The organism is Collinsella aerofaciens, assembly GCF_039062365.1.
Lineage (GTDB): Bacteria > Actinomycetota > Coriobacteriia > Coriobacteriales > Coriobacteriaceae > Collinsella.
Genome location: NZ_JBCJBI010000011.1, coordinates 1 through 24,263, shown reverse-complemented (window position 1 = coordinate 24,263; position 24,263 = coordinate 1). Strand labels below are relative to the sequence as shown.

At 60.9% G+C, this 24,263-nt stretch carries 19 protein-coding genes; 17 read left to right on the top strand and 2 right to left on the bottom strand.

Going from position 1 to position 24,263, the window contains the following annotated elements:
* Window positions 1-210: 210 nt before the first annotated feature.
* Window positions 211-3,666 carry a CAP domain-containing protein gene (locus tag ABCN01_RS06845; RefSeq protein ID WP_342995826.1) on the top strand — a complete coding sequence of 1,152 codons (3,456 nt, stop codon included), beginning with the start codon at window positions 211-213 and terminating at the stop codon, window positions 3,664-3,666.
* Window positions 3,667-3,866: 200 nt separating this feature from the next.
* On the opposite strand, the gene ABCN01_RS06840 is transcribed toward ABCN01_RS06845, so the two are convergent.
* Window positions 3,867-5,570 (bottom strand): OPT/YSL family transporter, encoded by a 1,704-nt coding sequence (locus tag ABCN01_RS06840; protein WP_342995825.1) that lies wholly within the window; start codon window positions 5,568-5,570, stop codon window positions 3,867-3,869.
* 192 nt (window positions 5,571-5,762) lie between these two features.
* Between ABCN01_RS06840 and ABCN01_RS06835 the strand changes: the two genes are divergently transcribed.
* The 13 genes from ABCN01_RS06835 to ABCN01_RS06775 all read left to right on the top strand — a co-directional run bounded on the left by ABCN01_RS06835 (window position 5,763) and on the right by ABCN01_RS06775 (window position 17,566).
* A complete protein-coding gene (locus tag ABCN01_RS06835; protein ID WP_342995824.1) occupies window positions 5,763-6,614 on the top strand; it encodes a type III pantothenate kinase in 852 nt (283 codons plus the stop codon).
* Window positions 6,615-6,698: 84 nt separating this feature from the next.
* A complete protein-coding gene (locus ABCN01_RS06830; protein ID WP_050766113.1) occupies window positions 6,699-7,223 on the top strand; it encodes a deoxycytidylate deaminase in 525 nt (174 codons plus the stop codon).
* Between the two features lie 171 nt (window positions 7,224-7,394).
* Window positions 7,395-7,673 carry a NifU family protein gene (locus ABCN01_RS06825; RefSeq protein WP_035137589.1) on the top strand — a complete coding sequence of 93 codons (279 nt, stop codon included), beginning with the start codon at window positions 7,395-7,397 and terminating at the stop codon, window positions 7,671-7,673.
* Window positions 7,674-7,782: 109 nt separating this feature from the next.
* Entirely contained in the window at window positions 7,783-8,604 is an 822-nt protein-coding gene (gene lgt, locus ABCN01_RS06820; protein ID WP_342995823.1) for a prolipoprotein diacylglyceryl transferase, read from the top strand.
* A 135-nt stretch (window positions 8,605-8,739) separates the two neighbouring features.
* Window positions 8,740-10,923 carry a DUF6020 family protein gene (locus ABCN01_RS06815; RefSeq protein WP_342995822.1) on the top strand — a complete coding sequence of 728 codons (2,184 nt, stop codon included), beginning with the start codon at window positions 8,740-8,742 and terminating at the stop codon, window positions 10,921-10,923.
* A 165-nt stretch (window positions 10,924-11,088) separates the two neighbouring features.
* Window positions 11,089-11,895 (top strand): YebC/PmpR family DNA-binding transcriptional regulator, encoded by an 807-nt coding sequence (locus ABCN01_RS06810; protein ID WP_006234926.1) that lies wholly within the window; start codon window positions 11,089-11,091, stop codon window positions 11,893-11,895.
* Window positions 11,896-12,061: 166 nt separating this feature from the next.
* Window positions 12,062-12,607, top strand: a complete 546-nt coding sequence (locus ABCN01_RS06805) for an Asp23/Gls24 family envelope stress response protein (RefSeq protein WP_271740111.1) — start codon at window positions 12,062-12,064, stop codon at window positions 12,605-12,607.
* Entirely contained in the window at window positions 12,600-12,977 is a 378-nt protein-coding gene (locus ABCN01_RS06800) for a DUF2273 domain-containing protein (protein ID WP_342995821.1), read from the top strand. The genes ABCN01_RS06805 and ABCN01_RS06800 overlap by 8 nt, the downstream gene beginning before the upstream one ends.
* A 44-nt stretch (window positions 12,978-13,021) precedes the next feature.
* A complete protein-coding gene (locus ABCN01_RS06795) occupies window positions 13,022-13,543 on the top strand; it encodes an Asp23/Gls24 family envelope stress response protein (protein WP_342995820.1) in 522 nt (173 codons plus the stop codon).
* Between the two features lie 206 nt (window positions 13,544-13,749).
* A complete protein-coding gene (locus tag ABCN01_RS06790; protein ID WP_342995819.1) occupies window positions 13,750-14,772 on the top strand; it encodes a YitT family protein in 1,023 nt (340 codons plus the stop codon).
* A 149-nt stretch (window positions 14,773-14,921) separates the two neighbouring features.
* A complete protein-coding gene (locus ABCN01_RS06785; protein ID WP_342995818.1) occupies window positions 14,922-16,211 on the top strand; it encodes a zinc-ribbon domain-containing protein in 1,290 nt (429 codons plus the stop codon).
* Window positions 16,212-16,464: 253 nt separating this feature from the next.
* Window positions 16,465-17,073 carry a DUF4234 domain-containing protein gene (locus tag ABCN01_RS06780; protein WP_342995817.1) on the top strand — a complete coding sequence of 203 codons (609 nt, stop codon included), beginning with the start codon at window positions 16,465-16,467 and terminating at the stop codon, window positions 17,071-17,073.
* Window positions 17,066-17,566: a DUF2752 domain-containing protein gene (locus ABCN01_RS06775; protein ID WP_342995816.1), complete on the top strand. Its 501-nt coding sequence runs from the start codon at window positions 17,066-17,068 to the stop codon at window positions 17,564-17,566. The genes ABCN01_RS06780 and ABCN01_RS06775 overlap by 8 nt, the downstream gene beginning before the upstream one ends.
* A gap of 103 nt (window positions 17,567-17,669) precedes the next feature.
* Here the strand turns inward: ABCN01_RS06775 and ABCN01_RS06770 are convergent, their stop codons facing one another.
* Complete coding sequence (locus ABCN01_RS06770) at window positions 17,670-19,133, bottom strand: M20 family metallopeptidase (RefSeq protein ID WP_342995815.1); 1,464 nt, start codon at window positions 19,131-19,133, stop codon at window positions 17,670-17,672.
* 168 nt (window positions 19,134-19,301) lie between these two features.
* Here ABCN01_RS06770 and ABCN01_RS06765 point away from each other — a divergent pair, with 168 nt between their 5' ends.
* From ABCN01_RS06765 to groL, 3 genes are all read left to right on the top strand, one after another.
* Window positions 19,302-20,939 (top strand): amidohydrolase, encoded by a 1,638-nt coding sequence (locus ABCN01_RS06765; RefSeq protein ID WP_342995814.1) that lies wholly within the window; start codon window positions 19,302-19,304, stop codon window positions 20,937-20,939.
* 908 nt (window positions 20,940-21,847) lie between these two features.
* Window positions 21,848-22,141: a co-chaperone GroES gene (gene groES / locus ABCN01_RS06760; protein WP_022094351.1), complete on the top strand. Its 294-nt coding sequence runs from the start codon at window positions 21,848-21,850 to the stop codon at window positions 22,139-22,141.
* 96 nt (window positions 22,142-22,237) lie between these two features.
* Window positions 22,238-23,875 (top strand): chaperonin GroEL, encoded by a 1,638-nt coding sequence (gene groL / locus ABCN01_RS06755; protein WP_006234938.1) that lies wholly within the window; start codon window positions 22,238-22,240, stop codon window positions 23,873-23,875.
* Window positions 23,876-24,263 lie beyond the last annotated feature (388 nt).

The following is a 24,263-nucleotide window of genomic DNA, read 5'->3' as shown; positions in this document are numbered from 1 at the left end:
CGGATGACGCGGGAGCAAATGCAAATCATAGGCTCAATTCGATCCTGCAAGAATACGATGCACCAGTTCCTACATATGTGACGAAATTGTGAAGCACGAGAGCGCGAATTTCAAAAAATTCGCTGGTCGCCAATGTTGCGCAACAGAATTCAAAAATCGACAGCTACCGTTTGATACGTATGGATACATCCGTGTCAAAGGGAGAAAGCCATGGCAAACTACAGTCCACAACACTTTGAGCCTCGGGCCAAGACTGTCAACGTCAAGGGCGTTGCTAACCGCGCCGTCGCAACCGTTTTGACGGCGGGCCTCATCGCTCAGCCGCTCATGTCGCCGCTGGCGGCAATCGCCGCACCGTCAACCGATAACGGCGATTCTGTTCAGGGGGGGGGTAGTTCTGTAGAGAATACCGTTGCCGCCGGTAACCAAGCGGTCGTAAAGACGGCTGCCCAGCTGGCCGAGGAGTCGGCAAAGCAGCTCAAGGACGCTCAGGCCGCCTACGATGCCGCCCAGAAGAAGGCCGACGCGGCGGGCCAGTCTCAAAAGCAGGCACAGCAGCAAAAGAATCAGGCCTCGCAGGCCGTGACCGATAACGCCGCCGAGCAGAACGAGGCCGAGGTAGCCGCGCTTCAGGAGAAGATCGACGAGCTTAAGGCAGCCGTCGAAAAGACCGAGCAGCAGCAGAAGAAGCTGGGCGACCTGAACGATCAGCTCGATCAAGCCAACAAGAGTGTCGAGGATAAGACCCAGGCGCTCAAGGACGCCAAGGCAAAGCAGGATGAGGCCAAGAAGGCCCTCGATGATGCCCAGGCCAAGCTCGAGGCCATGGGTATGGACGAGTACGAGGCCGCCAAGAAGGCCGTCGAGGACGCACAGGCAAAGCTCGATGACGCCAATAAGGCCGTTACTACTGCACAGGACAATCTGGACCAGGCCAAGGCTGCCGAGGCCAGCGCCCAGCAGGAAAAGCAGAATACCGAGGCAGCTTTGACGACTGCCCAGGCCAAGAAGCAGGAGACTGCCGCTGCTCTCGCAGTCGCAACCACCGCGCGCGATAACGCCCAGCAGAAGTTCAACCAGGCGCAGGCCGCACTCGATGCTGCCGTCTCGGGTACGGGTGTTGACCTGAGCGCGCTTGAGGCCGCCAAGATCGCTGCTGCTGATGAGCTCAAGACCGCGCAGGACGCGCTCGAAGCCGCGACGACTGCAGACGCCACCGCACAGGCGAACCTGCAGGCTGCGCAGACTACCGTCACCGCCGCGCAGGAGAAGGCCAACGCCGCCAACGCTGCTGTGGCATCTGCCCAGTCTGCATACGATGCGGCAAACAAGGAGTACAACGCCGCCGCCAGCGAGCGCGACGCCGCCAAGGCCGCATACGAGAAGGCGCAGCAGACCGAGGCCGACAAGAAGGCGGAGTACGACCGACTCGTCGAGGTTCGTCAGCAGAAGAGCAACGAGTTCGATCAGGCTCGTGCTGAAGTAACCGACGCGCACAATGCATACGACGCCGCAAACGCCGAGGTCGAGAAGCTTAATCAGCAGATTGCCGACCTCAAGTCGAACATGACCGTAGACCAGAATGTCATCAGCCAGGGTATGTTCGGCTTCATGAACTACATCATCGGCGGCACCCAGTTCACAGCAACGCAGAAGAAGAACGCCCAGGACGCCGTATCGATGCTGACCGGCGTCGATGACAAGGCCGAATGGTATGACAAGTACGTCGATCAGGACATGTCACGCGACACCAACCCGCTTTCCTTGGAGCAGATGCGTAACGCCCTGACATATCTCGACACCCAGAACAACCTCCGCAAGGCGAACGGTCAGTCGGCGCTCAGCGTCAGCCTCCGCATGACTGCGGCAGCCGCCCTTAATACATCATATTCATCGAACATCTGGGGACACTCGAACTGCTACTTCGACAACGGTGAAAACCTTGCCGGCGGAGGTGGCGCATATACCGGTGGCGAGACCGAGGACACCCTCGGCTGGCCCTATACCGGCCTCTACACCCAGGAGAAAGAGGCATTCGATAAGTACGTCGCGCAGTATGGCGACGAATTCGGCAGCCACCGATATGATTCCTATTACATCTACCAGAACTACAACAGCATCTATCACGAGTGCGGGCATTATCTCAACATCATCGATTCCGCCACGGAAGCCATCGGTATCGCGACCGGTAACGGTAAGAACACCGATTCCGAGGTAACCATCTTCGATTACAGCGCTGATGACACCCAGGCTGATTTCACTGTCTCCGAGTTCAAGAAGCTCGTCACCGACTATATCGATTCCGCCTACAATGCAGGCGGCACTCAGGAGCAGAAGGAGCAGCTGAAGCAGCTTCAGAATAAGTTGGCAGAGGCACAGAAGAACTTCGGGACTGCCGGAACGGCTTATTCTGACGCATTAGATAAGCAAGAAAGCACTCGCGACGCCTATACCGCGGCCGACACGAACGTGAACACCGCCAAGGGCGAGTACGAGAAGGCCAAGTCCGGCACCGCCGCCGCGAAGACGGCATACGACGCCGCGAAGGACGCGCTCGGCGGAATCGACATCGAGTCCCTCAAGCAGAACCTCGATGCCGCAAAGTCCGAGGCCGCTACTGCCCAGGCAGCTCTCGATAAGGCAAACGCCACGCTTGCTGACAGCAAAACGAAGGCAGCCGAGGTCGCTGCTCACAAGGCGAAGGCTCGCAGCGCCCGCGATGCCGCCAAGGCAAAATCCGACCAGGCCAATGAGGCGTATGACAACGCCACGGCTTCGGTCAAGGACCTTGCCGCCAAGCGCGATGCCGCCCAGGCGGACCTTGCGAATAAGCAGGGCTCGCTTGACGAGGCAAAGAAGGCCGACGATGCCGCCCAGGCTGGTGTAGACAAGGCCCAGGCCGCAGATGTCCAGGCCGCGACTGCTCTTTCGGACGCCAAGCAGGCGGTTGCCGCCAAGGCGCAGGCTGTATCCGACGCACAGGCCAAGGCCAAGGCTGCCGAGGGCGAGCTGACCGGCGCAAACAAGGCCTTCGAGCGCTTCGCCGGCGCTCAGAAGGCGGTCGACGACGCCAAGGTCGCCTGTGACGCTGCCATGGCCAGTGTCGCCGATGCCCAGAAGCAGCTCGAGGCCGCCAACGAAGCCGTCGTCGATGCGAACTTCGAGATCGTCAAGGCCAAGGCAGAGCTTGCCAGCGATGAGGCACTCAAGGCCGATCTTGAGGCTGTCGACCACAAGGCCTCTCTTGCCGCGGGCACGACGGGCAACGAGAAGCTGGTCAAGCTGAACGCTGCCTACGCTCGCTATAAGACCGCCGTCGATGCCGCCGCTGGTCTCAAGGCTGCTCTGAGCGATGCCGATGCCAAGCTGTCCGATGCCAACGACGCCTATGCCGCCGCGCTTGCCGAGCTTGGCGATGCCAAGGATGCCCTGGCTGCCGCGCAGGCCGAGTACGACAAGTATCATCCCAAGGCTGAGCCGCAGGCCAAGAATCAGGTTGCGCAGGCTGCTGCAAAGGCTCCTGTCGCCAAGAAGAAGGCCACGTCGGCCGCGCTCGCCCAGACTGGCGATGACTCCGCTCTTGCGGGCGAGGTGTTCGTCATCGGCGGTATCGCCCTCGTGGCCGCTGGTGTGACGCTGAGCGATCGTCGTCGCAAGCAGATGTAGCGTTTCGAGCGTAGTTTCTGCAACGAACTTCAATTCATAGCGGGACCGTCTCGTTAGCCAAACGATAAGGCCGGCGCGCTGTTAAACGCAGCGCGCCGGCCTTTCTTTGTTTCGATATCAAAAAGCCCGGTCGGCAGCCGCAAAAGCTACCGACCGGGCAAATCGTAGGCAATATGGTTGCTGTCGAGCAGCTGCTCAGCTTAGCCCAGCAGGCTCAGGCCAACAGAGACAAACGCCAGGATAACGCCGACGATGGACTCGCCGCCGAGCAGGCCGCTGGCGACAACCAGGCCCTGTTCCTGGAAGGCGGCGTCCTTGGCAGCCCTCTCCTCGTCAGAAAGACCAGCGGTGGCGTCGCGGTGGGCGGACCACTTGTCGTAGGCGAGCTTGACGCAGGAGCCCAGGAATGCCGTGAGTGACATGTAGAACGGCAGGTACACGCCCAGGCCGATCATCATGGCCGGAATGCCGAGCCAGTACATGACGATGCCGGCGATAAAGCCGCCAACGAACCACGGCACGCTCGGGATGCCCGAGACCATGGTGGCGACCACGCTTGCCTGCGCGGCCACAAAGCTCTTGTCGGGGCCGAAGGCGTCCGGACCATAGGCGGTGACGAGCGCGACCATGACGGCGGCAGCGACCAGGGCACCCACGATGCCGCCGATGGCCTGGCCGACCCACTGCGCGCGCGGGTTGGTGCCCAGCACGGCGCCGGCCTTAAAGTCATTCATGACGTCGCCCGCAAGGCCGCACGCCACGGCCACGATGCCGGCGATGAAGAACAGCTTGACCTGCGCGATCTGGGCGCAGGCTGCCACGATGAGCATAACGATGAGGCCAAAGATCTCCATGGGGTCGATGCCCGTCTGGCCGCAGCTCTGTGCGCTCATGATGGTGGTGACAAAGGTGAACAGCGTCACGATGACGGCCGGGACGGGACCAAGGTTGAGCGCGATGGCGACGATCACGGCGATGGCGGCAGCGCCCAGGCCGATGATGCCGGCGTCGAGCTTAAGGGAGCCCGAGATGAGCGACTGCTCGTCGGTGTCGGTGGAGCTATCGGCGGCGAGGCCGCGGACGATACCGGCGACCTGCGGCAGGATGTCCTTGAGGACGACGGCGACGCCAAAGCCCATCATGAGGCCCATACCCAGGGACTTGACGATGCCCTGTGCAGTCACAACGTCGAACAGACCGGCAGCGGTGCCGCCCACGATGATGCCAAAGTTGCCCAGCAGCGCGCCGGCAAACCAGAAGGCGACGGGGGCGAAGCCCACGAGGAAGCCGACGGAGAGCAGCATGGGCGAGTTGTAGATGCCAAAGGTCACGCCGGGGATGTTGAGCGTGCACAGCATGCTGGGCACCACGCCCAGGGCGTCGCGCAGCACGCTATAGATGCCGGCGATGGCCATGGAACCAAAAAGCTGCTTGCCGGTTTTGCCGCCGGCCTCGGTCGCGCGCAAGGTCTGAGCTGCGGCGTTGCCGGTGGGGAACTCAAGCGCGGCATCCACGATAAAGTGACGGTGGATGAGCGCGGTGGCCAGCAGGCCCAGGATGGTGCCGGCGAGTGCCACGATAAACATGTCGAGCCAGCTGATCTGGTCGGCATAGCCCAGCATCCAGGCGCCTGGGATGGTAAACGCCAGACCGCCGGCGACCATGGCGCCTGCGGACATGATGGTGTGGGTGACGTTTGCCTCGTTGAGGCTGGCGTTGCCCATGAGCTTAAGGAAGAACAGCGAGATGACGGCAGCGAAGACGATCGGCCAGGGGAGTGCGCCCATCTTGAGGGCGGTGTAGGCCGAGCTTGCCGTGATGATCACGCAGCCAAGGACGCCGATGACGACGCCGCGCAGCGTGAGTTGCCCGCGCATCGAGGCGCGGTTTGAGGGATTGCTCATATAGAACTCCTTTGCGTATATCCGCTTCCCCCGGGAGCGCCGCTACGGATACGGCGCGGGAAGTCGGGTTACCAAGGGCCGCCGCGTGAGCTCGCGCGCGACCGCGCACCAGTATAGCCGCAAGCTAGTCATTTTGGGATGACTGGTTTAGGTAGGCGATATACTGCTGGGCAGACGAAAGGAGCGCCGACGATGCTTAATGGGTGCGCATATATATTGACGGTCGACGTGGGCAACACGTTCATTCGCTTTGGCCTGTTTGCCGAGGATTCGGCCGCGGCGCAGGAGTGCCCGCTTGCGACGTGCGAGATTACGACGCCGTCGAGCATCACGGCCGATGAGGCTCGCATGAGGCTCGCGCAGGTCATGGGCGCGCTGTCAGCCGATGCGGGCGTGCCGGGTGTGCTTGTGCCCGCGGCTGCTGTGCTGAGCTGCGTGGTCCCGGCGCTCGAGCGCCCGTGGAAGGCGGCACTTTCCCGTACCTGCTCGGGGCGCGTGCTCACGGTGGGGCCGGGACTTAAGACCGGCATGCCCGTGCACTACGACGACCCGGCCGAGATCGGTCCCGACCGCATCGCCGATGCCGTGGCGGCCCGCGCCGTCTACGGCTCGCCGTGCATCGTGATTGACCTGGGCACGACGACCAATATCGAGGTCATCGACGCGCACGGTACCTTTGTCGGCGGCGTTATCGCGCCGGGGCTGGCGCTCGGCGCCCGCTCGCTTTCGGCGGCAGCAGCGCGCCTGCCTCAGGTCGAGCCCTCGGCGCCGACACACGTCATCGGCCGCAACACGCGCGAGGCCATGCGCTCGGGCGTGGTTTTGGGCGAGGTGGCGCGCATCGACGGCATGCTCGACATGGTGCTCGCCGAGATGCGTGCTACTAAGGCCGCGGGGGAGGGCGATGTGCCCATCGTTATTACCGGCGACGATGCCGAGGCACTTGCGGCCCTTGTCGGTCATAGCCTGACGGTCGACGATGCGCTGACGCTGCGGGGTCTCGCCGAGCTCTACCACATCAACCAAAAGCCCCGTCGCGTGTAAAAGTGAGGGCGCCGGTGGGACAAACGCCCCCACCTTTCACCTGCTACAATGGGTCAAACTATTGCGATTACGGAGGTGTCTGTCATGTCGGACGATCTTCATCAAACTTCGTCAGGCAAGCGCCTGGACGTCATTAGCTGGGACGAGTTCTTTATGAGCGTGGCCATCGCCGCGCAGCGCCGCAGCAAGGACCCCAACACGCAGGTGGGTGCGTGCATCGCCAACACCAACCACCGCATCCTTTCGGTGGGCTACAACGGTACACCCTCGGCGCTCAACGACGACTTTTTTCCGTGGGGTACGAGCGACGACCCGCTGCAGGACAAGCACAACTACGTGGTCCATGCCGAGGCCAACGCCGTGCTCAACTACCGTGGCTCGCTCAAGGACCTCGAGGGTTCCACGGTCTACGTCACGCTGTTCCCGTGCCACGACTGCGCCAAGATTTTGGCTCAGGTGGGCGTGGGCGAGGTCGTCTACCTGGACAACAAGTACGCCGACACCGATGATGGGCGCATCAGCCGCCGCATCCTCGACTCCTGTGGCATCAGCTACCGCCAGGTTATCGTCGATGTCCAGATTGGTACCGGGGGACAGGCTCGACAGTAATATGCGTTGTCGCTATCTGACGACGAACGCAGCTCAAAGAGCCCCGTCCCAAATTGACTACTCGTGAAAGTCGCGTCTGCGCGCATGGACGGCTCGTGAGCGGGTACACGGCTGTAGTAACATAGCTTCTGTCCGCGGGCGCGCCCGCGTAATTGTGAGAAAGGAGCCCCTGTGGCTGTTAACGAAGAGCTGCTTAAGAAGGTTCTTGAAGAGATCCGCCCCAACCTGCAGGCCGATGGTGGCGATATGGAGTATGTGGGCGTCGACGACGAGGGTGTCGTCAAGCTGGAGCTGCAGGGCGCCTGCGCCGGCTGCCCCATGAGCTCGCTGACCCTGTCCATGGGTATTGAACGCATCCTGAAGGAGCATGTGCCCGGCGTTACCCGCGTTGAGCAGGTCAATGCCTCCGGCGAGGCCGAGGACCTGTACGACGAGTACGCGCCGTTCTAAGCTGCGAAAGCTGCGGACGGCATACTCCGCATAGACGTTACGCCCAAATATGCGGCTGCGAGCGCAAGGCCCGCGGCCGCATTTGTATGTAGGGAGCAGGAGGATCGATATGCTCAACGACCTCTACCATATGCTTGATCCCGTCGCGATTTCGGCGGGGCCTATCACGATTTACTGGTATGGTCTGGCCTATGTGGTCGGCGCCCTGCTCACGGCGGTTGTCATGTACCGCACGCAGCGTCGCTGGGGCTTCGACATTACGATTGATGACCTGACGAGTGTCGTGGTCGGCGTGGTCTTTGGCCTCATTATCGGTGCGCGCCTGTTCTACGTCGTCTTTTACGGTGATGGCTACTACTGGGCGCACCCGCTCGAGATCTTTGCCACCAACGAGGGCGGCATGAGCTTCCACGGCGGTTTGGTGGGCGGCATTATCGGCGGCATCATCGTATGCCGCATGTATAAGCTCGACGCATGGACTTTGGCAGACCTTGCCGTCATAGGCGCGCCGCTGGCCTTGTGCCTGGGCCGTTGTGCCAACTTTGTCAATGGTGAGCTGTGGGGCAAGCCGACCGATCTGCCCTGGGGCGTGGTCTTCGGTGGCACCGCGGGCGATATGCCGCGTCACCCCTCCCAGCTCTATGAGGCATTTCTTGAGGGCATCGTGCTCTTTTGCATTCTGCAGGTGCTCAGCCGCAAAAAGCCGCTACTGCCCCAAGGCACGTTTATGGGCGTGTTTGTGATGGGTTACGGCATCGTCCGCTTCCTCATTGAGTTTGTGCGCGTGCCCGATGCCCAGCTGGGCTATCTGCTTGGTGGCGTCATCACGATGGGTCAGCTGCTGAGCCTGCCGCTCGTAATCGCGGGCTTGGCGCTCATCATCTTTGCTCGTCGCCGCAACCAACCCCAGCGCATCTACCTCGACGCCTAACTACCACAAAGGGGACAGGCACCTTTGTGGTGATTCGCTGGGCAACGATGACAGAACCGTAACGTTTCCCCAGATAAAACCTGCCAAAATAAACCTGTCCCTTTTTGGCAGGTTTCTAGAAAGGCTCTTTGGACTGTGAAGGATTCCGATCTCTCCACAACGGCTGCGCGCGACGCTGCCCGCATCGTCTGGTTTAAGCGCTACCCCGCCAAGCAGACGCTCATCGCATTTTTGCTCGCGCTGTTGGCGACCACGGCGTTTTCCATCGATCCCGCCCCGGTGTCGAGCAACGCAGTCTTGGAGATTGACCCCAAAGCCTCGGGCATGCTGTACGTGTGCTACGAGGTGCTCCTCTCGTTTGCCGGCCATACCGACGCGGTCATGCTGCTTGCACTTGCCTGTCTGCTCACCTTGCCGTTTCGCTACGTGTTCTTTGGCCGTGGCGACACCTGGCGTCCATCGATCATTCTGCCGTCGCTGTTCTTTGCCATCTGCATGGTGTTCGGCCGCAGCTACGATCTCACCGACTCGGCCGAGATTGTCCTTGGCGACAAAGCCCGCATCATCTGCGCCTGGATTGGCGGCGCGGGCTGGATGCTCTTGGCGGTCGTTGCCTTCTACCTTGTCTTTGAGTGTCTAGATTGGCTGAGCTCTCGGCGTATTCCGTTTTCCGAAGCGCACTTTGGCCGCGTATGGCGTATGGCTCACGCCGTGCTCTCGGTCCATCCCTTTGCCGGGCCCTTCCTGGTGCTTATGGTCGCCTGGGCGCCCACGCTCATCGCTTCGCTGCCCGGCCTTTTTATGGGAGATACGGGTGCGCAGATTCGCCAGTGGTTCAACTACCCCAACGGCACGAGTGACTACTTGCGTCTGCTCAATCCCAATGTGTTGCTCAACGGACATCACCCCGTGGTGCACACGGCCATTATCGGCTCATGCGTCCAGCTGGGGCTTTCACTGTTCAACAGTGCCAACGCAGGTCTTGCCATCTATACCTGCGCTCAATTTGTCATCACGGCTGCCTGCATGGCCTATTCCATTTCGTCGCTGCGCAAACTGGGCGTGAGCCTGCCGGTTCGCGGTGCGATCCTGCTGTTCTTTGCGTTTATGCCGATGTTCTCTAACTACGCGGCGTTGCTCACCAAAGACGTGCTCTTTGCCGACGCGTTCTTGGTGCTGCTGGTACAGACCGTCAAGCTCGTGGCATGTGGCTTGCCCCGTCGTGATGCCAATGTCGAGCGAGCGGGCGAGAAAGCCCCCGTGCTCTTTGCGCGCCACGACTGGCTGCTGCTCGCTCTGGGCGCCATGGGTTCCACGTTCCTGCGCAACGGCGGCTTGGTGTTTCCCCTGGCGGCATGCGTAATCGCGGCGGCGTTTTGCGTATGGGACGTGCATGTGGCTCGTCGTGCAGCCAAGCAGACTGGTGCTGCGCCGTCAGGCGCCATCCCGCGTTTCCGCTGGGTTGGCGTTCTCGCGGTGCTCGCGCTCTGCCTTGCCTCTAATATGTACTTCACCAAGGTCTTTATGCCGGCGCACGATATCACGCCGGGCTCCAAGCGCGAAATCCTCTCGATTCCGTTCCAGCAGACGGCTCGTTTCGTCCAAAAGCACGACGGCCTCAACTCGGGTGTCAACCCCACGGTTAAGGAGGACGGCACCATCGTGGAGGCTCCTTGCGACGGCTTGGTGACCGACGAAGAGCGTGCCGTGATCGACCGCGTGCTCAAGTACGAGAACCTGGGCCGCCGTTACAACCCGGATAAGTCGGACGCCGTTAAAAATTGCTTTAACGAGTATGCCTCGCAGGAGGACATCAAGGCCTATTTTGAGGTGTGGGCCCAGATATTCAAAAAGGACCCCGGGTGCTATATCTCGGCGCTCATCAATAACTACTATGGGTATTTTTATCCGAGCGCTCGCGACGCATGGGTCTACAGCACGGCGCGCAGTGCCGAGATCATGGCGAAGCCCGATAACCTCAAGTACTTTGACTTCCATCCGGTCGATAGCAAGGTTGTGCGCTGGTGCGACCACCTGATCAACCTGTATCGCGTGGCAGTACAACGCATCCCGTTTATCTCGCTCACCATGAGCTCGGCCACCTATGTGTGGATCATGATCGCCGTGGTGGTCTATCTTCTACGTCGTCATTCGTGGCGCGGGCTGGCGATCTGGGTGCCGCTGCTGGGCGTGCTCGCCGTGTGCCTGATTGGTCCGTGTAATGGCTCGACCTACATGCGCTACTTGTATCCGGTCATCGCCTGCATGCCCTTCGCCATCGGCGCCACCGTCACCCGCAGCGACTTCCTCTGGTTCTAACTTGGTGCATTGGGGGTCAGGTTTCTTTGCACCAAAGGGGTCATCATCACGACGCCTTCATTTTGGGGTTTATCTCGCAGGCCAGTAGGTATATCATAACGACGTTTGTTTATATTGCCCGAGCATCTGCGCTGGGCTTTAGGTCGAAACCGATAGGAGACACGTATGTCCGGACACTCTAAGTGGGCCACAACCAAGCATCGTAAGGGCGCGCAGGACGCCAAGCGTTCCGCCCTCTTCTCCAAGCTCAGCCGCAACATCACCGTTGCTGCCCGTCTCGGCGGTGACCCGCTGCCCGAGAACAACGCCAGCCTCGCCGCTGCCGTTGCCAAGGCCAAGGCTCAGTCCATGCCTAAGGACAAGATCAAGTCCGCTATCGACAAGGCTTTTGGTTCGGGTGCCGATGCCGCCGTCTACGAGAACATCGTGTACGAGGGCTACGGTCCCGCCGGTGTCGCCGTCTACGTCGATTGCCTGACCGACAATCGCAACCGTACCGCCGCTGATGTCCGTTCCGCCTTCTCCCACGCTGGTGGCAACCTGGGCACCTCCGGCTCCGTCGCCTTCCAGTTTGAGCGCAAGGGCCAGATCGTCGTCGCCAAGGAGATCCTGGACGAGAACGCCAAGAAGGAGACCATGATCGCCAACGGTGCTGCCGGTGACGAGGATGAGTTCATGATGGCCATCGCCGAGGCCGGTGGCGAGGACTACGAGGACGCCGGCGAGGAGTGGATCGTCTGGACTACTGCCAACGAGGTCATGGCTGTCTCCAAGGCGCTCGAGGAGCAGGGCGTCCAGGTCAAGGGTTCCGAGACCACCATGGTCCCGACCACCCCGACCGAGGTCTCCGGCGCCGACGCCAAGAAGGTTCAGCGCCTCATCGACCGTCTTGAGGAGCTCGACGACGTCCAGGATGTTTACAGCACCATGGACATGACCGACGAGGTTATCGCTGCCCTCGAGGAGGAGTAGCGCCCGCACGGGTTAAGCCGTGCATATCTGGGCATAATGAAGCGAGCATGCAAGCCTCGTGGAATAGATGAGCCGGATCCGCGTGCGTAGAGCACCGGACCCGGCTCTTTTATAATGATGCGAACCGTTTTGTATTTCGAGTGCCGAGATTTGAAGGGAGCGCCACGTGCGCGTACTCAAACGAGCCCTAGCGATTGTGTATCTTGCCGCCGCCATCGTGGCGCTGGGTACGCTTGTCTGCCAGTTTTGGGGGCCGTATACGTATCGCTTTATGCTGCTGATGCGCGACCCCATGCCGCGCATTGTCGTGACGGCATGCGGCGGAGTTGTGGCGATCGGCGTGCTGGTAAGCTTCTTCCGCCTGATGTTTGCTCGTCGCGAGCCGTCCTGTGTGCATCCGGCGGGGGAGCGCAATATCGAGGTCACCCTTGCGGCGCTTTCTTCGTGTGCTAGGGCTGCTGCCGAGCGCGACGACCGCGTGATGGTCGAGCATGTCGAGGCCCGCGTCCAAGGCCCCGACGATTCGCATGTCCGATTTAAGGTCGAGGCTATCGCGCTTGACGATAAGGACGTGGCATCTCTGGCTACCGCGATGCAGCAGCGCATCGAAGAAGCTTGCGACACCATGCTCGGCACGCCGGGTACGACCACGCGCGTCCGTTTTTTGCCGTCCAAGACTACCGTCCAGACCGTGGAGGTTTCCGGTGAGTGATACCAATCAAGATAAGACCGCTCGTACGCCGCGCCTGACGATTGACCAGAGCACCACACCGGCGAGCGAACCTGTTGATTCCAAAGCAGAGGCAACCGAGTTACAAGACGCGGCAGCCGCGGATTTTGACGAGGCTATGGGTCTCATCAAGGGTACGGGCGCTGCCATCTGGAGCTATGCTGTGCGTCATCCCAACACCACGCTCGGCGCCGTCGCTGGCTTTATCCTCGCCGTGTTGGTGCTCACGTTGGGCCTGTGGGACACGCTCGTCATTGCATTCTTCGTGCTGATCGGCGCTGTGATCGGCCAAATTCGCGACGGCGAGAACGGGATCGTCAACTTCTTCGGCCGTCTGTTTAGCGGCCGCTAATATGTATTCGACTGTCGCATCCGCGGCAGGCATAAGGAGGAACCATGGCTTTTAATACGAAGGTCGATGTAGCCGATACCGAGCTCGAGGAGAACGAGGCGGTCGTCGCCGAAGCCGAGGATGTAGAACTCGAAGGTCAGTCCCTCGCCGAGACAGAGGCCGAGTCCGATGCGGATGAGGACGACGAGGAAGCGGATGAGTCCGAGGACTCGCTGACCTATTCCAACGGTGTGATCGAGAAGATCGTTGCCATGGCCACTCGCGAGGTTCCGCACGTTCTGGGCATGAAGGGTAACCTCATGCATTTTGTGCAGGAGCAGTTTGGTGCCGAGAATCTGACCAAGGGCGTGACGGTCGAGGTCACCGACGATAATCGCGTGGTCGTCAACATCTCCGTCATCATCGAGTACGGCGCCTATGCGCCCGCGATCTTCGACGATGTCAAGGCACGTGTCACTGAGCGCCTTGCCGCGATGACCGGCCTTGAGGTGGCGGGCGTCAACCTGCGCATCGAGGACGTCATCACCCCCGAGGAGTACGAGCACCGCACCAGCCAGCACGAATAGCCTTCCAAAAAGGGACAGGTTTGTTTTGGCAGGTTTTATCTGCGAAAACGTTAAACGGCCGACCGCGCAAGCAAAAGCGTGGCCGGCCGTTTCTGTACGCTCCCGATGTAGTCATACCGCTCGTCTAACTAAGGGTTGCAATCCCCACGTTCCGCGTTACCCTAATGAGCGCATTGTTTCCAAATTGTTAACGAGGAGTTGCCGTAATGGCCGACGAGCACGAGACAGAAAGCAAGGCATGGGCAATTGAGGCCGCTGCGGCAGAGGCGGCGTCGCGTGCCGCCGAGGAGATGCATCGTCCTCCGGTGGTGCCGATGGAGCGCGTTGTCGGTCGCGAGGATATCGAACGTGGCGAGCGCGCCGGCCGCAAGCGCAGCCAGGAGCCAGGCTTTCCGCGCTTTTTTGCCGAGCTCAATCTGGGCTTGATTCTTACGGCGTTCGCCATCGTGGCCTTTAAAACCCCCAATCACTTTGCCTTCGGCGGCACCTCGGGCGTGTCGGTCATTCTTTCCACGCTGTTCCCGACCCTGCCCGTCGGCGTCTTTATGTGGATTATCAACGCGGTCCTGGTCATCCTGGGTTTTATCTTTTTGGAGCGCAAGGCAATCCTTTGGAGCGTCTTCGCCTCGTTTGCGCTGTCCGCCTATGTTTCGCTTTTTGAGCTCTTTATCCCAACCGATGTCTCTCTGACGGGCGATATGTGGCTCGACCTGTGCTTTGCCGTCATCTTGCCGGCGCTCGGCAGCGCTATTGTCTTTGATATCGGCGCCTCGACGGGTGGCACGGACATTCTTGCCATGATCCTCAAGCGCCGCACGACGCTCGAGATTGGCCGTGCCCTGCTGCTGGTCGATATCGGCATCGTGACCATCGCGGCCTTTTTGTATGGCCCGCGTGTCGGTCTGTATTGCGTGCTCGGCCTGTTTGCCAAGACGCTTGTGGTCGACAAAGCCATTGAGAGCATTCACCTGCGCAAAGTCTGCACGGTCATTTGCTCCGAGCCCCTTAAGGTCGAGGAGTTTATCGTCAAGCATCTCAACCGTACGGCGACCATCAGTCGCGGCTACGGTGCCTTCTCGGGCAAGTGCGTGACGGTGATCATGAGCGTGCTGAGCCGTCGCGAGGCCGTGCAGCTGCGCCGTTATGCGCGCGAGGTCGATCCGGGTGCCTTTATCACGATCGTCGACAGCTCCGAGATCGTCGGCAAGGGCTTCCGCGGAACGAACTAGCGCAGACGTATTCAACGAACCGCCTGCTGGCGCCGTGTATCTTGCAAATCGGTCATCTTTGAGTATTTGACCCCACATTGGGCAATAATGATGCTAAAGACATCGTTTGCGATCCAAGTGATTTGTTCAAGATACGAAGGGATGATTCTATGTTCTGCTCGCAGTGTGGCGCCCCCATGGGCGATAACGACAAGTTCTGCGGCGTGTGTGGTGCTCCTAATGCCGGTGCCGCTGGCCCCGCTCCCCAGGGACAGCCTCAGCCCCAGCAGTTTGTTCCGCAACCGCCCGTGGCGAATGCGCCAAAGGGCTGTGTGGCTCAGGCGTTCCAAGATATGACCAAGACTCCGGGTGTGCTTCAGCGTGTATGCCAAATCGCGTTTTTGCCGGCGCTGATTTGCGTTGTGTCGGTGCTCGTGTTGTTTATTCCCGTTATTGGCGGCATTGCGGCTGCCATCGGCTTTTTGGCAGCTTGCATTGCGAGCGTGTGCGGTTCCGGCTTTGGCATCGAGTGGGGTCGCGATCTGTCGCTTAAGATCGATGACGGCATGGATCGTCCGCTGATGCGTTCCACGTCGTTTGGTCTCGGAGTCTTTTCGAGCGTTATTTCGGTCGTGCTCGAGGTTATCGCTGCCATTCCCGTTATCGGTGTAGTGCTTTCGCTGGTGGAGGGCGTGGTAATTGGCGCCGCGGGCTCGTATTCTTATTACGGCTCTTATGCGCTCGAGGCTGCGCTGTTCGGTTCGCTCGGCCTGCTTGTCCTGGCGCTAATTGCCTCGGCGATTCTGGGTGTCTTCTTTAAGATGTTCGCCGACATCGCCGTGATGCACTTTGCGGTGACCGGGCGTGTCGAGAGCGCGTTTTCGCTCGATAAGGTCTGGGCGGCGTTTAAGCACAACAAGACCAAGCTGTTCTGTGCTTCGTTCCTTCCCGAGTTTTTGACGGGCCTGGTCGCCAACGTTGTCACATGGATCTTGACGGTCGTCTTTGGCGCCATTGCCTCTGTCGGTATGTATAGCTACTACTATCGTCCTACGGGTATTGAGGCAATTGTTACCGGCGGTGGCGTCACGCTCGCGCTGTTCTTGGTGCTGGTCGCTTTCGTCACCGTATTTCTTACGGTCTTTGGCAAGATGCTCAAGCACCGTGCCGTTGGCTATTGGGCCGCACGCTATGCAAGCGAGTGGGCCGACGAGGACAAGGACGACGTCCTGACTTTTGTATTGCCCTTCGAGAAGAAGTCCGCTCCCTCGGGTTACAGTGCTCCGGATGTCGCGCCCGCGCCCGCGCCTGCACCCGAGCCCGCGCCCGAGCCGGCGCCTGCACCCGAGCCTGAGCCGGCGCCTGCACCCGAGCCTGCGCCGGTGCCCGAGCCTGCGCCGGTGCCCGAGCCCGAGCCGGCGCCCGAGTCAAGTTCCGACGAGGACCCTCAGGACGAGTAGCCATGCCACCTGACGAGTCGGGCGAGGCTCCTGCGGACGAAAACAATCAAACCGAATAGTCGGTCGAGGCGCCCTGGGCAACTGAACCAGGGGTGCCTTTTTCTACGGCGAAAGCAAGAAAATGCCTGGAAAACGGTTGCGGCAATATTTCTCGGAAATTGATCAATGTTGCGTAACAACGTCGCGGCTATTGTTGAGAACATAGACGTGTAAGGTTTGAAGGCGTGCGACGCCTTAGGAAAAGGAGAAGTTGATGTTCTGTCCCACTTGCGGCTCTCCCATTTCGGATGATGCCAAATTCTGCCCTGTTTGCGGATCCGCCGTTGGTGCCGCTTCTGCCGCTGCGGCCCCGCAGCCCCAGCCCGCTCCGGCCCAGACTATTCAGCCCGCGCCCCAGCCTCAGCAGCAGTACACCGGTCAGTACGCCCAACAGTCCGCATCCGCTCCGATGGACTATGGCCCCGTCAAGGCTGACCGCAGCCTGATCGGCTGGCTGCTGCTCTCTCTTGTGACCTGCGGTATCTATTCGTTCTACTTCCTGTATTGCTTGGCCCGCGACATCAATGTCATGTGCCAGGACGACGGCGATTCCACGCCGGGTCTGGCGGCATTCATCTTGCTGTCGTTTGTTACCTGCGGCTTCTACGCGTACTACTGGTATTACAAGATTGGCAACCGCCTGCAGGCCAACGCTCCTCGCTACGGCCTGGTGTTCCAGGAAAACGGCACCACCGTTCTTCTGTGGCAGATCATCGGCGTGCTGCTGTGCGGTCTTGGCCCCATCTTTGCCATGAACATCATCATCAATAATACCAATGCCATGGCAACGGCTTACAACATCCGTCTTGGCGCTCATGCCTAACAATAAAGGCGGCGTGAACAGCTCCCAGGGACATAAGGGCACGGCGGAGCTCCTTCGCCGCGCCCTTTCTTACACCGGCGCGCTCTTTGTCGCCGCCTGGCTCGCGCTCTACCTGCTCGACATCGGCTGCATCTTTCGATTGGTGACGGGCATTCCTTGTCCGGGATGCGGTATGACGAGGGCGTGGCTGGCGGCGCTGCGCCTCGATTTTGCGGCGGCCTTTGCCTACCATCCGCTGTTTTGGGTGGTGCCGATTGCGTTTGTGCTCGCGTTCGTGCGCGAGGAGGTGGCATCGAGCAAACGAAAGCGTGGTATCGACATTGCGGTCACCGTGTTGTGCGTGCTGGTCGTCGCCGTGTGGATCGTGCGCCTTATCAACCCGGCAGACGCGGGCCTGCTCTTTGGTGGTCACGCTCCCGCCGGAGTTTCCACCGATATCATCCACCTCGAACAACCGCGATGGCTTGCCTTCCTAAGCGCTTGCCTGTCGTGACGGGGGATGAGCTAAAAAGCTACCGGCACATAAGCGGGGGCGAACGCCGAAGTAGCGTCCGCCCCCGCTTTGTTATAGCCGGATGGCTGTGGGCGCGTGACGACTACTCGTCGTGCTTATCCTCGTGGCGAGCAGCGGCACGGGCATCGTGAATGCCCTTGATGGCGGCATGGCGGGCGGTGCGGGCGTCGTGCATGGCGTCGCGGGCCTCGGCCGCAGTTGCCTTGGCAGAGCGCAGCTTGGCCGCCAGGTCGGGATTGGTCTCGGCAACTGCGGCGATCGCGGGGCCGTCGAGCTCCTCTTGCGTGGGCTCGGCCAAAAAGTCGATGGCATACTGGGCGGCCACCATGGAGCCCTTGGCCAGCACGCTCTCGTCAATCTTGTAAAAGCAGGAATGTTGGGCGTACGTGGCGCCAATCTGGGGGTTACGCGTACCTACAAAGGCGAGCACGCCAGGTACGCGGCGCAGGTACTCCGAAAAATCCTCGCCCGAGAGCGTGCCGCGATAATGGCCTTGGCCGGCGGGGCCCAGGCACTTGATCACGGCCTGGCGGCAGCGCTCGCTCGAGGCGGCTTCGTTTTCGACCTTGTAGTTGGCGATGGTGTAGTCAGTGAGCTCGGCCTCGGCGCCCAAGGCGGCGGCGGTGTGCTCCACGATGCGGCGCATAAGCTCTGGCATTTCTTCGTGGGTCGAATCGCCGTAAGTGCGCACCGTGCCGGCGAGGTATGCCGTGCCGGCGATAACGTTGCGCGCGGTGCCGCCATGCAGCTCGCCGACGGTGATGACGGCAGGTTCGTAGGGGCTGATTTCGCGCGAGACGATGGTCTGCAGGGCGTTGACAATCTCGGCGGCCACCATAACGGCGTCGTGGCCGCGCTGGGGCATGGCGCCGTGGCACGAGGTGCCGCGGACATCAATGCGGAACCAGTCGGTATTGGCCATGCGCGGGCCGGGCTCGCAGCTTACGGTGCCGGCGTCGACCTCGCTCCAGATGTGCGCGGCGTAGGCGCCGTCGACGCCGTCGAGTACGCCCGTGCCGATCATGAGCTTGGCGCCCTGGCCGTTTTCCTCGCTGGGCTGGAAGACGATACGGACTTCGCCGTGGATGTCGTCGGTCATATGGCGCAGGATCTGCAGCGTGCCGAGCATCATGGCGATATGGCAGTCGTGGCCGCAGGCGTGCATGCAGCCCTCGTTGACGCTGGCAAAATCCTCGCCGGTCTGCTCGGTAACGGGCAGGGCGTCGATGTCGGCGCGCAGTAGGATGCGGCGGCGCGGCGTGCCGTCCTCGCGGTAGGCGTCGGGCGCGGTGCCGCGAAGGGTCGCCACCAGGCCCGTCTTGAGGGGACGCTCGTAGGGGATATTCATGGCGTCGAGCTGGTTGGCGATGTCGGAAGTCGTGCGCTCCTCGGCAAGGCTCAGCTCCGGGTGCTTATGGAAGTGCCGGCGCTGCTTGATGATATAGGGCTCAAACTCGGCGGCGATATCTTGGATGGCCGCGGTGACGTCGTCAGCCGCGCGAGCCTCGGTTGCCGCCATAATCTGCTGTGCCTTGGTCTTCGTCATGGTCGATTTGCTCCTTGCTGGGTTGATCGCAAAATCGTACAGGCTCTCTCCAGTATGCCACCTGCCGCTAGGGCTGGTAAAGTTGCCGTTTGCCGCTTGGAGTTTTGTTACAAGGGCGGGGGAGTACACTCGGGGGTGTTGAATTTCCTGCCAGAGATGGGGATGCCCATGCAACATATCGATCGGATTATCCGCTCCAAGAACGTCTTTACCGCGCAAGACGGCATCGATACCGCCCGCGAGCTGGCGATTGCCATCGCAGGCGACCGTATCGTCGCAGTCGGTGCGCCCAATGACGTGATTGCCGCCGCTCCTGCCGCCACGTCGGTTATCGACTACGGCGAGCAGTTTGTCTGCCCCGGTTTCCATGACGCTCATCTGCACTTCTTCCATACCTCGGTCGGTTCCTCGCCGTACATGCTCATGGATATGGGCACGTCCGAGGCGGCGCTGGTGCAACATGCGCTCGAGTTTTCCCAGGACCTGCCCGACGACGCTTGGGTTGTGACGCAGGGCTGGCGCGACTACCGTTGGGACCCGCCCGAGCATCCTACCAAGGCGTCGCTCGATGTGGCATTCCCCGATCGTCCCTGTGTTATGTATTCGGGCGACGGGCACACGCTGTGGCTCAACAGCCGCGCACTCGATGCACTCGGCGTCACGCGCGACAGTGAGCCACCGGCGGGCGGTAGCTACGACAAAGACTCAAACGGTGAGCTTACGGGTATCGCCCACGAGGCAGCTGCTATGCAGCTGTTGCCGCGCTGTCTTGAATGGCTGGGCGAGGACCGCATCGCGAGCGCTTACGCCGACCAGATGAAGCGTATGGCCGAGCAAGGCATCACCTCAATCTGCGATATGTCGCTCATGCCCATGCCGGGCTGTGACTTTATTCGCGACGATGTTTACGACAAGCTGCAAGCCGCCGGCAAGCTGGGCATCCGCGCCCATCTGTTCCCCACGCTGCTGGATGACCAATCGCGCTTGGAAGAACTCCAGACTCGCTACGCAAACAACGCGCTGCTCTCGGCGCCAGGCTTTAAACAGTTTTTCGACGGTGTGTCGAGCGAACACACGGCATATCTCACCGAGCCCTATACCAACCCGCGCTTCCCGGGTGATCAAGGTCGCCTGACGGTTCCTGCCGAGCGTATGCGCAAGCTGGTCCTCGCTGCCGCGGAGCGCGGCCACACCGTGCGCATCCACGTTATCGGCGACGGTGCCATCCATGCTGCGCTCGATATCTTTGAGGAGGCGGCAGAGCTCTATGGTCTGCCGTCGCACGGTCATAACACGCTTGAGCATCTGGAGAATCTGCTGCCCCAGGACATCGATCGTCTGCGTAAGCTCAATGTGGTCGCTTCGAGCCAGCCCTGCCACATCACGCTCGATCCGGGCGGTCCGGAGCGCGACCTGGGCCTGGAGCGCAGTCGCATCATGTGGCCGTTTGCAACTTATCAGCAACGCGGCATCCGTCAAGCTTTCGGTACCGACAGCCCCATCACGTCCGTTACCAGCATGAACGTGCTCTACACGGCCATCACGCGCCAAGACCCTCGCAGCCACTGGCCCGAGGGCGGCTGGCTGCCGAGCGAGCGCATCGATGCGGCCACAGCTCTGCGCAACTACACCCTGGGCAGCGCCTACGCGGCAGGCGACGAGCAAAACCTCGGCAGCCTGGAACCCGGCAAATACGCCGACCTGGTAGTCCTGGACCAAAACCCGCTCACCATCGACCCCCAAGAGCTCCAGGCCACCAAGGTTCAGGCCACCTACCTGGCAGGTAACTTGATTTACGAGCGCTAATATTCATGTCGTACCGTTAAACTTGGCTCGGGTAGCCTATTTTGGGATGGCGCTCGAGCCGCGTTTGTTTGCCGATGGGGGTCCGTTGGGAGCGTCCCCGCTCTGCTGGATTTGGGCGCAGGGTGGAGGCGCTGCTGCCCCGCGCGCTCAATTTGGACATCAGCAATGCTGTCTCTTGGTGTTTCGCATACTTCCCATTACAGATTGCATAAAAAGGCTGGGATGTTCTTCCTGATCCTGATGTACCCCCGCCCGTGCCGTGCAAAAAACGGAGTATTCAGCACCACGAGCTCTGCCGGTGCCGCTGCGGCTGAGTAACGTTGCGGAGATTGACGTCATTTTGGGGTCCGGCGCGGCGCGAAGCATGCCTTTTTGTCCTGGCGGGGTTTGCCTGCCGACTCAAATCGCCGGTCGAAGGCGTCCTTGGGACCAATATGGTGTGTCCGGCGTGTATGCAGCCGTCCTGGCTTGCTGAATACTCCCAAAAATGCACGGCGCTCCCCAGGGGACCCGTGCGCGCAGCGAAAACCATGCCCATGTCGCTATCCGCATCGCCATTTTGCTGCACTGACTTTTCTGAATACCGGGCTCGAATTAGTTAACCTAGCTCCCGGGGCGGACCGGAGGGCATGAAGTTTGTCGCGAGTTCCGCACGCAAAGGAAAGCACTTAATGTGCTTTCCGTCTTGCGCAGGACTGTAGAGCAGCAAACTTCATGCCCTCCGGTCCACCCCGGGAGCCACTGCTAAGTTATCCCCCGGCATTCAGAAAATCTAAGTGCCAAAAAATAAGATTTTTTGACTCCGTGTTGTATAACCCGCCATTCGTGGGTACCATTCAACGCGTACGCAAACAAAAAGGGTTAATTCGCGTGGCATAACCACGCGGCCCAAAAAGGAGGAGACAAGCATGTCGTCTTTGAAGCCGCTTGCAGATCGTGTTCTGGTCAAGCCCGACGAGGCCGAGCAGAAGACCGCTTCTGGTCTGTACATCGCCAGCAACGCTCAGGAGAAGCCGCAGCGCGGCACCATCGTTGCCGTGGGCGCCGGCAAGGTCAACGACAAGGGTGAGCGCATCCCCATGGACGTCAAGGTTGGCGACGTTGTCATCTACGGTAAGTTCGGTGGCAACGAGGTCAAGGTCGACGGCGAGAAGTATCTGCTGATGCGCGCCGACGACATCTACGCCGTCGTCGAGGCCTAGTCTCGTCAGAATCTCTGATTCGTCTTTGAACGCGCCCGCCGCATAGGACTCGGAAGCGGCGGCGCGAGTCACATTTCTTTTGGAGGATTACCTACCATGGCAAAGAACATTACGTTCAACACCGATGCCCGCGCTAAGCTTGCCAAGGGCGTCAACACTCTGGCCGACGCCGTTACCGTCACCATGGGCCCCAAGGGTCGCTACGTTGCGCTGCAGCGCACGTTCGGTGCTCCGACCATCACCAACGATGGCGTTTCCGTCGCCAAGGAGATTGAGCTCGAGGACAACATCGAGAACATGGGTGCTCAGCTGGTGAAGGAGGTTGCCACCAAGACCAACGACACCGTGGGTGACGGCACCACCACCGCAACCCTGCTCGCTCAGGCCATCGTCAACGACGGTCTGCGCAACGTCGCCGCTGGCGCCAATCCGCTGGCCATCCGTCGCGGCATCGACAAGGCCGTCAACGCCGCCGTCGCCGAGATGAAGAAGCAGGCCAAGCCGGTCGAGACCAAGGAGCAGATCGCTTCCGTCGGTACCATCTCCGCCGGTGACCCCGAGGTCGGCGAGAAGATCGCCGAGGCCATGGAGGTCGTGGGCAAGGACGGCGTCATCACCGTCGAGGATTCCCAGACGTTCGATATCACCATCGACACCGTCGAGGGCATGCAGTTCGACAAGGGCTATGTCTCCGCTTACTTCGTCACGGACAACGACCGCATGGAGGCCGTGATGAAGGATCCGTACATCCTCATCACCGACCAGAAGATTTCCAGCGTTCAGGACATCATGCCCGTTCTCGAGGCTGTCCAGCGCGCTGGCCGTGGCCTGCTCATCATCGCTGAGGACATCGACGGCGAGGCTCTGCCTACCCTGGTCCTCAACAAGATCCGTGGCGCCCTCAACGTCTGCGCCGTCAAGGCCCCGGGCTACGGCGATCGCCGCAAGCGCATCCTCGAGGACATCGCCGTCCTCACCGGTGGCCAGGCTGCCCTGGACGAGCTGGGCGTGAAGGTCGCTGACATTACCGCCGATATGCTCGGTACCGCTAAGTCCGTCACCATCTCCAAGGACAACACCGTCGTCGTCGGCGGCGCTGGCTCCAAGGAGGCCATCGACGCCCGTATCGCTCAGATCAAGGGCGAGATGGAGAACACCACCTCTGACTTCGACCGCGAGAAGCTCCAGGAGCGCCTGGCCAAGCTCTCCGGTGGCGTTGCCGTCATCAAGGTCGGCGCTGCTACCGAGTCTGAGCTCAAGGAGATCAAGCATCGCGTCGAGGACGCCCTGCAGGCTACTCGCGCTGCTGTCGAGGAGGGTATCGTCGCCGGCGGTGGCGTCGCCTTCATGGACGCTGCTCCTGCGCTCGATGCTGTCGAGATTGACGACCCCGAGGAGAAGATCGGTGTCGACATCGTCAAGAAGGCTCTGACTGCTCCGGTTGCTACCATCGCCAAGAACGCTGGCTTTGAGGGCGCCGTCGTGGTCGACAAGGTTGCCGAGCTGCCCGCCGGCCAGGGTCTCAACTCTGCCAACGGCGAGTGGGGCGACATGATCGAGATGGGCGTCCTCGACCCCGTCAAGGTCAGCCGCGTCACCCTGCAGAACGCTGCTTCTGTCGCCAGCCTGATCCTCATCACCGAGGCCACCGTCTCCGATGTGCCCAAGAACACTCAGCTTGAGGACGCAATCGCTGCTGCTACCGCTGGTCAGCAGGGCGGCGGTATGTACTAAGGCCGACAAGGTCTAGAACTCCCACCGGGAATCCGGGGGCGGGACGGGGCTTCTCTCCGGAACGTCCTCGGACATGCAAAGAGGCTCCGCATCGCGCTTCGCGCTGCGGAGCCTCTTTGCGTCCTGCGGAATGTTCCGGAGAGAAGCCCCGTCCCGCCCCCGGATCCCCTGCGTTTACGGCCTTGAGGTCGGCGTGGGCGGAGAATGTGGTTGATGGGAATACGTGTCCCTTTCGCTGTTTCGCGGCTTTGCCGCGAAAAGCGCGTTACTTTGGGATGGGTGGGGAACGTGGTTGTTGCGGCAGCTGATCCCGGTTGATTTCCGATCCCAACCGAACACATTGAGCTGACGGCACGCTCCCGCAGTTAACCGAACGCCCCCGAGGTCC

What these genes read in the sequence shown, in the direction of transcription:
- ABCN01_RS06845 (WP_342995826.1), top strand. Translation starts at nt 211, where the DNA reads ATGGCAAACTACAGTCCACAACACTTTGAGCCTCGGGCCAAGACTGTC.
- ABCN01_RS06840 (WP_342995825.1), bottom strand. Translation starts at nt 5,570, where the DNA reads ATGAGCAATCCCTCAAACCGCGCCTCGATGCGCGGGCAACTCACGCTG.
- ABCN01_RS06835 (WP_342995824.1), top strand. Translation starts at nt 5,763, where the DNA reads ATGCTTAATGGGTGCGCATATATATTGACGGTCGACGTGGGCAACACG.
- ABCN01_RS06830 (WP_050766113.1), top strand. Translation starts at nt 6,699, where the DNA reads ATGTCGGACGATCTTCATCAAACTTCGTCAGGCAAGCGCCTGGACGTC.
- lgt (WP_342995823.1), top strand. Translation starts at nt 7,783, where the DNA reads ATGCTCAACGACCTCTACCATATGCTTGATCCCGTCGCGATTTCGGCG.
- ABCN01_RS06810 (WP_006234926.1), top strand. Translation starts at nt 11,089, where the DNA reads ATGTCCGGACACTCTAAGTGGGCCACAACCAAGCATCGTAAGGGCGCG.
- ABCN01_RS06795 (WP_342995820.1), top strand. Translation starts at nt 13,022, where the DNA reads ATGGCTTTTAATACGAAGGTCGATGTAGCCGATACCGAGCTCGAGGAG.
- ABCN01_RS06790 (WP_342995819.1), top strand. Translation starts at nt 13,750, where the DNA reads ATGGCCGACGAGCACGAGACAGAAAGCAAGGCATGGGCAATTGAGGCC.
- ABCN01_RS06785 (WP_342995818.1), top strand. Translation starts at nt 14,922, where the DNA reads ATGTTCTGCTCGCAGTGTGGCGCCCCCATGGGCGATAACGACAAGTTC.
- ABCN01_RS06780 (WP_342995817.1), top strand. Translation starts at nt 16,465, where the DNA reads ATGTTCTGTCCCACTTGCGGCTCTCCCATTTCGGATGATGCCAAATTC.
- ABCN01_RS06775 (WP_342995816.1), top strand. Translation starts at nt 17,066, where the DNA reads ATGCCTAACAATAAAGGCGGCGTGAACAGCTCCCAGGGACATAAGGGC.
- ABCN01_RS06770 (WP_342995815.1), bottom strand. Translation starts at nt 19,133, where the DNA reads ATGACGAAGACCAAGGCACAGCAGATTATGGCGGCAACCGAGGCTCGC.
- ABCN01_RS06765 (WP_342995814.1), top strand. Translation starts at nt 19,302, where the DNA reads ATGCAACATATCGATCGGATTATCCGCTCCAAGAACGTCTTTACCGCG.
- groES (WP_022094351.1), top strand. Translation starts at nt 21,848, where the DNA reads ATGTCGTCTTTGAAGCCGCTTGCAGATCGTGTTCTGGTCAAGCCCGAC.
- groL (WP_006234938.1), top strand. Translation starts at nt 22,238, where the DNA reads ATGGCAAAGAACATTACGTTCAACACCGATGCCCGCGCTAAGCTTGCC.